Consider the following 8501-nt stretch of genomic DNA (forward strand, 5'->3'; position numbering starts at 1 on the left):
CAGTCGGGGTTAAAAGCCGCTGAACTGGATGGGAAATTCCCAGTTTTTGGTTTTCCCAAGGTATTTTAGTTCGATTTTCAATTTGCCGCTCTGGTTGCCGCTGGCAGCTGATTTGGGTACCCAGATGGTGATGTCCTGTTTTTTGATTTCCCCGTTGACGGGCCCGTTTGAGAAACCAACAGGCATATAGGTTCTGAGTGTGGATGCGGGCACATAGCAAAACACCGTGATGACATAGGAGTTTACGTTTTCGCTTCCCAATCCCCGCAGTCTGACCTCGATATGCATCTTGCGGTTAACGGCGCTGGTTACCGGCCCGATGGTATCGGGAGTGATTAAAGCGGGATTGGTGTTCTGGTTGATAATGCGTTTACTGGATTGATAGCCCAGGCGGGCGTACTTCATCAGTTCGATTTCGGCGATTGAAGGATAGAGATAGACCAGCTTGGAGTTGTTGCTCTCGTTGGTTTCAGCGATCTGGTTGCCGGGGTCCACTTTGATCTGGATGCCGTTGCGACCGGGCTGGAGGGTGTAGGGAATGGCAAAGTCTTTGCTGTGTCCTGGCTGCAAGTTGGAAAGCGAGGTCATCCAAAAATGACCCGCGCCTTCATTAACGGACCAATTGATCTTCATCATGCCACTGAAAGGATTCTGGGAGTGAGCGTTTTTTACGGTGTACTTGACCTGGTCTGCACCTACTTTGTAAATGGAAGTCACTGCCAGGTCGGCAACCGCGGTGGCGGTGGGGTTGAAAATGAAAGTCTGGGTCTTGGTGTTGTTGTTCTCGTTGGTTTCCAGGACATTGTTGTGGTAATCGACCTTGACCTTAACCGAGACGTTTCCGCTCAGATTGACTTGGTTGATAAATTCCGTGCTTTGAAAGAGCATGACGTCAAAGGCGTCATTGTCATTAAAATAGAGGTATTTGGTGCGGCTTGATGTCACCAGGGTGTTGTTTAACCAGATGCCGAAAGTTACGTTGCCTTCGTATTGAGCGCCGGGATTGTTGTTGCGAACACGGACGGTGAAAATATCACCGCCGGCATTGTAAATAAAGGCCTCTATCGAAAAATCCGGTTTCACGTCGGCCGAGGCAACGCCCATAAGAGAACACAAACCAAGGCATAGAACCAGCATACGTAGTGAAAATTTTTGCAAAGTCATATCTCCTCCCTTTGAATATTTTCAAGAATAAATATGATATACAAATCAAATATCTCAAAAATTCAGAAATTGCTGGATTACCTATAGAAGAGAGTGATATGCCAACGATTTAATCTTTGGTTCTCTTCCATTCAGAGTGGGTAAGTCCACATTTATGATTGCTGAGAGGGCGTGAGGGTAATTATCTCCACGGCCATATCCGCCATTGCAGCAGATCGTTGTGAGAAATACGGGCTAGCTTTGCAATTCACACAAAACCCAACAGACCCCTATTTTTCTGCAGGTCGTTTGCGGGTTACGGAAAAGACGCCGCGGGTTTTTTGAAATTTTTTGGCAATCTTTCTCAATTGGTCAATGTCCCTGACTTCAAAAGTAATGCGGATACGACTCAACCCCTGGCTTAATGTCTCTGACTCCAGGCGCCCGATGTTGCTGTTCGCCTGGGCGGTAATCTGGGAGATGGAGCTCAACAACCCAGGTTTGTTTTGTACCAGCAGGTCATATCTCACCGGGTACCAGTGTTCACGGTTTTCATTCCAGTCTACCTGCTTTAAACGCTCCGGGATTGTGTTCCTGAGATTGGGACAATCACGGCGATGAACCACCAGCCCACGTTTCTGGGTCATGTACCCCAGAATGTCCTCACCCTTGATGGGCCGGCAGCAACGTGCGAAAGATATCTCGATATTCTGGAAGCCTTCCACGTTGACAAGGCGATAGGCCGGCGAGGACTGTGGCACCTTTTTTTGTACGGCTGCTTCCGGCGGCTTGGTTCTGAGCTCCGGAAATATTGCGCGCAGGGCTCTCTGGTCCAGTACGCGTCGCCCCGAGCCCAGGTCGCGGTACAGGCTCTCCGGATCGGGGTAGTTCAAGCGTGCGATTCTTTCCCGTATTTCGCTTTCGGATAGCTTCAACTTGTGTTTTCGCCGGTATTCGCGCAGGGATCGGGCCCAGATTTTGCGGCCCTTCTCTTCGAAAACGCCGAGTTCCCGTTTCTGTACAAAGGCGGCAATCTTGCGCCGGGCACGATTGCTGACCACGAATTTCAGCCAGTCCACACTGGGGGACGCGGCGTTGCCCGTGAGAATCTCGACCACGTCTCCGGAGCGCAACTCCGTCCGCAACGGCACCAGGTGTTCGTTGACAATGGCGCCGCGGCAACGGTGGCCGATTTCCGTGTGGATGGCATAGGCGAAGTCCACTGCGGTGGCGCCGGCGGGCAGGTTGATTACTTTGCCTTTGGGTGTAAATACGTAAATTTCATTGGGTTTCAAATCTTTTTTGATCAGGGTGATGAATTCGCGGGGATCGGGGTTGTGGCGGTGGTTTTCAATCATGTCCCTGAACCATTGCAAACGTTGATCGCTGTCCAGGAAGGCAATTCCCTGCTTGTATTTCCAATGGGCGGCAATGCCTTCATCCGCCACTTTATGCATTTCACGGGTGCGGATCTGGATTTCAAATTTGAAACCATCCGGAGTGAGGACGGTGGTGTGGATCGATTGGTATCCGTTGGGTTTGGGGTTGGTGATGAAATCCCGCCAGCGGCCCGGGATGTGTTGCCATGCCTGATGAATCTCCCCCATGAGCGCGTAACAGTTTTCTACCGAAGCGGTAATCACCCGCAGGGCCACCAGGTCGTATACACGATCGATACTGATATCCTGGCGAACCAGTTTGCGATAGATGGATACTTCGCGTTTGATGCGGTATTCGATATCTCCGTTGATTGCCAATCGTTTCAGCATGCGCTGAATGTCATCGCGCACGCTGCTCAGACGGGCAATGGCAGCCACGCGTTTTTGTTCCACTTGCTCGTGAATGCGCTGGTAATCATCGGGGAAAGCATATCGAAACGAGACGTTTTCCAGTTCGTCCTTGATCTTTCCCATGCCCAGGCGATAGGCGATGGGGGCATAGATGTCCAGGGTTTCGCGGGCGATGCGCTGCTGTTTTTCCGGCGGCAGCACGTCCAGGGTACGGATATTGTGCAGGCGATCAGCGAGTTTGATCAGGATGACCCGGACATCCTGGGTCATGGCCACGATCATTTTTTTCAGGGTCTCAGCCTGGGCGTCCTCTTTATCGATTTCCGATATTTTTGATATTTTGGTTACGCCCCAGACAATATCGCTGACCTCCTGGCCGAATTGGTGACGGATCTCTTCAATGTTGTATTCCGTGTCTTCCACGATGTCGTGCAACAGCCCGGCGGCTATGGAAATTTCGTCCAGGTGCATGTCCGCCAAAGTCGCAGCTACGGCCAGGGGATGGATGATATAGGGTTCGTTGGTGGCCCGCATCTGGTTCATGTGGGCGTTGGCTGCAAACGAATAGGCTTTTTTGAGCAATTCCAGATTGGCATCCTCGTAGTAGCCGAGGATTTTTTCCTGTAGCTCAAAGAATCGCTTGATCATGGGAATCACCGGTGGCGGAACGGTCCGCACCTGTATTTGGCAATATACTCTAAAACGCTTCTCGTGACAACCGGCGGGTGCCGATAGTACTGGCGATCCGGTTGCATTCCCACCGGGGGTATGATAGAGTGATAATGGGATGAAAAGCAAGTTGTTGGCGGTTCTCAAAGTGGCGGCGTATGCCGTTTCCTACCTTTTGATATTCGCCGCCGCGGTTTTTTTGACCATGAGTATGCTGATCAAGGGAGAAGAGGTTCAGGCCCCGGATTTCAAAGGAAACACTTTGACCCAGGCACGCGCGAAGGCAAAACAGAGCGGCGTGAAACTAAAGTGCATTGCCGGAAATTTTGATCGTCACTATGCGCCTGAAACCGTGATTGATCAATTCCCGTCTCCCGGAGTGAAAGTAAAAGAAGGCTCTTTTGTCAAGGTATTCGTGACCTCTGAACTGGTGGAAGTACTCGTACCCGATCTGACGGGCCATGACCTGAAAACCGTGGACGACTTGCTCGAGAAGTCGGATTTGAAACGCCGCCTGATCTCATATATCGACTCGCCCACCGCACCGGTGGATCTGGTGATCAGCCAGTCCGTACCCGCGGGGGCGAAAGTGCCCGCTGGCACCTCAGTGGACCTGTTGGTCAGCAAGGGCGCGGCGGATATCGCCTTTATCATGCCGGACTTGATTGGAAAAAATGCCCCCCGGGTGCTGGCTTTTTTTGAGAACAACGGCCTCAAGATCAACAACATAACGGAAGTTCCCTATCCAGGTTTGCGTCCCGGCGTGGTGATCAAACAGTTCCCCGCTCCGGGATACCGCATCAGTCGGCGTAACTTGATCGGTATCCAGGTGAGTCAATGAACCCGTTATTCCCATCGATCCTTTCCACCCGCTATTTTGAGCTCGCCGAGCGCCTGGATGTTTTCTCGAAAGCCGGGATCGACTGGATTCACCTGGATGTCATGGACGGCCATTTCGTGGACAACATCTCTTTCGGTCCCGCCACCATCGCTGCCATCCGCAGCCGCTTTGATTTCCGTTTTGATTCCCATCTGATGGTGTCCAATCCCCAGCGCTGGGTTCCACGCTTTTTGGAAGCGGGCAGTGACTGGATATCCATCCACCTGGAAGTTGTTCCGGATCCCTCTGGATTGTTAAGAGAAATCCGCGCCGCCGGTGCCGGGCCGGGGCTGGTGATCAATCCGGATACACCGGTAGAGAAAGTTTTTCCCTGGTTGCCCTTACTCGATTACGTACTGGTCATGAGCGTGTTTCCTGGATATGGCGGCCAGTCGTTTATTCCTGAAAGCCTGGGCCGAATTCGAGATCTCAAATCCGAGATCCGCAAAAGACGGTTGACATGCTGTATTCAGGTCGACGGCGGAATCAACCCGTCCATGGCTGCTCAACTCCGTGCCGCCGGTGCGGATATACTGGTGATGGGGACCGCCTTGTACAACGCCGGGGATATTCATGCCGTGGTTAAGCAAGTATGCAGTGTTTTTAATGGAGATGCCTGATGAAACGAATTGCCTGGATCCTGCCCATAATTCTGATGTTTGGTATGAGCGCCTGCAAATCATCCCAGTCCAAGCTGGAATTGACTCCCTCGGAAAGAGGGTCCGCCAAGGTGATCTACGAAAAAGCGCGCGAACTGATCCGCAAGAATCCGGAACGAGCCCGCATGTTGTTTAAGGAAGTGATGCAATTGCATCCGGACAGTATCTATGCGCGTCGGGCCAAGGTCGGCGTCGCGGATGCTTATTTCAAGCAGGGGGACGCCGCATCTCTGGTGGTGGCGGCCAGTGAGTATCAGGAGTATGTCAACCTCTATCCCAATTCCCCGGATGCCGCCTATGCCAAGTTTCAGGTGGGTGAGTGCTATTTCGAACGCATGCGCAAACCGGAGCGGGATCAGACCAATACCAAGGCGGCCATCAAGGCCTTCCAGGAGTTGCTGGAACTCTATCCCGGCACGCGTGAAGCCCGGGATGCGGAAAAGCGCATTGCCGAATGTCGCGACAACCTGGCAATGCACAACTACCGCATCGGCTACTACAATTACAAGTACGGTGCCTACAGGGGCGCCGTCCAGCGTTTCAAATACGTCATTGACGAATTTCCCGATTTCAGTCTGAATGACCGGCTATTTTTTTATACGGGCAAGGCCTACATGGCCACGCGGGATTGGAAGAACGCCCTGTCTTTCTTTCAGAAGGTAACCAACAGTTATCCCAAGTCCAAGTGTGCCCGAAAAGCGGTCAAACTGATGAAAGCGATAGACGGAAAGTTAAAAGCAGCTGAAGGTGCTGAAGAAAAGCGACCTGAACCCGCCGGCTGAACCGGGCATTTACCTGTTTCGCACCGCCTCCGGCAAAATCCTTTATATCGGCAAAGCCGCCAACCTGAAACAGCGCCTGTTCCAGTACTTTCTGTCTTCGCCTTCGCCCGTAGTCCGTCGCTTGCTGGAACGCAGCCAGGCGGTGGACTTCGTTTTGACGGACAATCCCGCTGAAGCCCTGCAACTGGAATACAATTTCATCCATCATTATCGTCCTCCCTTCAATGTTCGCCTTAAGGATGACAAATCGTATCCGGTGGTTGAAATCACCATGGGGGAAGAGTTCCCCGGGGTATATTTTTCCCGCAATCCCCGGGAGCGGAGTTTCGCGACACCCCATCTGGCGGATGCCGGCAAGGCGCGGGCCATGATCGACCTGATCATGCGTGTGTTCCTTCTGCGCAATTGCAAAGACGCGGTGTTTCGGCGTAAAGTTCCCTGTCTCTATTACCATATCCAGCGCTGTTCCGCTCCATGCGTTTTTCCCGAACAACGGGACGACTATCTTCGCCGGGCAAATGCAGCGGTGGCATTCCTTCGTGGAGAGAGGGCGGGAGTGGAAAAACGCCTGGAAGCGGCCATGCGGGAACACGCCGGCAACCTCGGTTTTGAGCAGGCGCAGCATCTGAAAGAGAGCCTGCGGGTATTGCGTGATTTTCCCTCGCGTTCCGTGGTGGCGGCCCGATCCAGGCATGCGTATGACGTGGTGGCGCTTCACCTGTCGGGAGAGGAAGCGGCGGTGATGCGTTTCGCGGTGGAAGCCGGCCACGCTGTTTCACGGGATTTTTTTACTTTTACTTCGCTGGCGGGCAACCCCGCCGCTGCAATGGAAGAATTCCTGGTGACTTTCTACCGCAAGGCCAACCTGCCCTCAGCCTTGGAAGTGGATCCGCTGCCGGCGCATGTGCAGGATCTGGAAGGGATATTTGCCCGGTTGGCGGGACATAAAATTCGCATTCATCTCCCCCGGCGCGGACCCCGTCGCCACATGATGGACCTGGCGCGTCGCAATCTGGGGCTCTATGTCAATCGTGAAGGTTTTGAGCGGGTGGCCGCGGAATTGCGGGAGCAACTCGGGCTGAATCATCTGCCGTTGCGCATCGAAGGCGTGGATATCTCCCATTTCTCCGGCAGAGAGCGGGTGGGATCTGTTGTCGTGTTCGAGAACGGCCGTCCGATTACTTCTGAGTACCGCAATTATCTGATCCGCAGCGCCCCGGCCGGCGACACCCATGCCATCCGCGAGGTCATGGAGCGGCGTTTCGGCCGCAAAGATCCCCCGGATCCCGATCTTTTGCTGATCGACGGCGGGAGCGACCAGCTGCGGGCGGCCATGGATGTCAAAGCCCGCCTGGGGTTCCGGGCGGACCTGATCAGCCTGGCCAAATCCGAGGAGCGGGTGTTTTGTGAAAACGGGGTCACTACCGTTTTCCCCGAGGGGTCGCCGGTGCGCTTCCTGTTGCAGAACGTGCGCGACGAGGCCCACCGCCGCGCCGTCACCCACCACCGCAAACGCCGCATGAAGAAATCCTGATTCCACCCTGCGTGAAAACGGCGCTTCTCCGGGGTATTCTCTATGCAGGAACGGCCATGGGAAATTTTCTTTTCGACGCCATCCTGAGCATTAAAGAGAAAATGGAAAATGGGTGACAAACCGGTAAGGGACCCCCGCTTCGACGGACACCGGGATTTCGACCTGAAATCCCTTTCAACGAAGGACAAATTGCTCTACATGTCCCTGCAGATCGAGCTGCGCCACTACATCCGTACCCATGTCTGGCGGGTGGACGAACCCCGCCCCGATTCCCGGGATCCCGCCAATCCCGACCCGACTACCTGAATTCTTCTCCAGGCCCAAAGGAAAAAAATCGCCGGCTCTTTGCCGATCTCCTCGCCAAACGTCAAGCTTGTTCGAATAAGCATCCAGTAGCCGGGTGTTCCCAGGTAGTGGTCTGCGCGGAATTGCATGAAAGACCCCGATTCTGCTTGTTTTCCGAACAAACTGCCTGGTCAGAAACTAAGCGCCTGCTGGATAAGAAGACCGTTTAATAAAGACGCGAGCGCAGCGAGTTAATGACAAGTATCTCGAATGACAGGCTATCTGAATGACTCGGGCGTTTTTTTTGTTTGGGACATTTGGATTTGAGTTATTTAAATTTGTTTGGGATTTCGGATTTCGTGCTTCGGATTTATGTCTCTATCAGTTTTAGCAACTGGGAACTGTGTTTACTCCCTCAACTTCTTCTTTCCTGTTGAAATAATGGCAAGCATAGAGGGGCTACTAGTGGCAGGAGGAAACGAGTTGAATTCTATCAGTACGGTCGAAATTTTACAATATCAAGTAAAGCTGGGAAGTGATTCTTGGAAACACTCCGTATCTTCTTTTGCCATCCTTTCGGCAGTTCATTAAACAAGGTTTGCATAAATACTCTCCTATCAATTCTTTTTAGGAGAAATTCGCCCAGAGTTCGAGCTGTGTAAGCGTCTTTCATGCGCTTTGCATTATCTTTTCTGCGCGGTAGTATCAATAACTTTAAAAGAACGAAGACTTCCGGCTCAGGCACCCTGATATTGTATC

General features: G+C 52.8%; 8 protein-coding genes. 5 read left to right on the forward strand and 3 right to left on the reverse strand.

What is annotated here, in order from left to right; all coding sequences use genetic code 11:
- Positions 1-9: 9 nt before the first annotated feature.
- Entirely contained in the window at positions 10-1164 is a 1155-nt protein-coding gene (locus tag ENN40_03380) for a hypothetical protein (GenBank protein HDP94384.1), read from the reverse strand.
- Positions 1165-1433: 269 nt separating this feature from the next.
- On the reverse strand, positions 1434-3581 hold the full coding sequence (locus ENN40_03385) for a bifunctional (p)ppGpp synthetase/guanosine-3',5'-bis(diphosphate) 3'-pyrophosphohydrolase (protein ID HDP94385.1): 2148 nt from the start codon (positions 3579-3581) through the stop codon (positions 1434-1436).
- Between the two features lie 139 nt (positions 3582-3720).
- On the opposite strand from ENN40_03385, the gene ENN40_03390 reads away from it, so the two are divergent.
- The 5 genes from ENN40_03390 to ENN40_03410 all read left to right on the forward strand — a co-directional run bounded on the left by ENN40_03390 (position 3721) and on the right by ENN40_03410 (position 7763).
- On the forward strand, positions 3721-4443 hold the full coding sequence (locus ENN40_03390) for a PASTA domain-containing protein (GenBank protein ID HDP94386.1): 723 nt from the start codon (positions 3721-3723) through the stop codon (positions 4441-4443).
- Positions 4440-5102: a ribulose-phosphate 3-epimerase gene (gene rpe, locus ENN40_03395; GenBank protein HDP94387.1), complete on the forward strand. Its 663-nt coding sequence runs from the start codon at positions 4440-4442 to the stop codon at positions 5100-5102. Before ENN40_03390 ends, rpe begins: the two co-directional genes overlap by 4 nt.
- Positions 5102-5923 carry an outer membrane protein assembly factor BamD gene (gene bamD / locus ENN40_03400; GenBank protein ID HDP94388.1) on the forward strand — a complete coding sequence of 274 codons (822 nt, stop codon included), beginning with the start codon at positions 5102-5104 and terminating at the stop codon, positions 5921-5923. Before rpe ends, bamD begins: the two co-directional genes overlap by 1 nt.
- Positions 5883-7457: an excinuclease ABC subunit UvrC gene (gene uvrC / locus ENN40_03405; GenBank protein ID HDP94389.1), complete on the forward strand. Its 1575-nt coding sequence runs from the start codon at positions 5883-5885 to the stop codon at positions 7455-7457. Before bamD ends, uvrC begins: the two co-directional genes overlap by 41 nt.
- A 108-nt stretch (positions 7458-7565) precedes the next feature.
- A complete protein-coding gene (locus tag ENN40_03410; GenBank protein HDP94390.1) occupies positions 7566-7763 on the forward strand; it encodes a hypothetical protein in 198 nt (65 codons plus the stop codon).
- 472 nt (positions 7764-8235) lie between these two features.
- Here the strand turns inward: ENN40_03410 and ENN40_03415 are convergent.
- Positions 8236-8501 (reverse strand): hypothetical protein (locus tag ENN40_03415; protein ID HDP94391.1); only part of this gene is annotated, 266 nt, incomplete at its 5' end.

Source organism: Candidatus Aminicenantes bacterium, from assembly GCA_011049425.1.
Taxonomy (GTDB): Bacteria; Acidobacteriota; Aminicenantia; order UBA2199; family UBA2199; genus UBA876.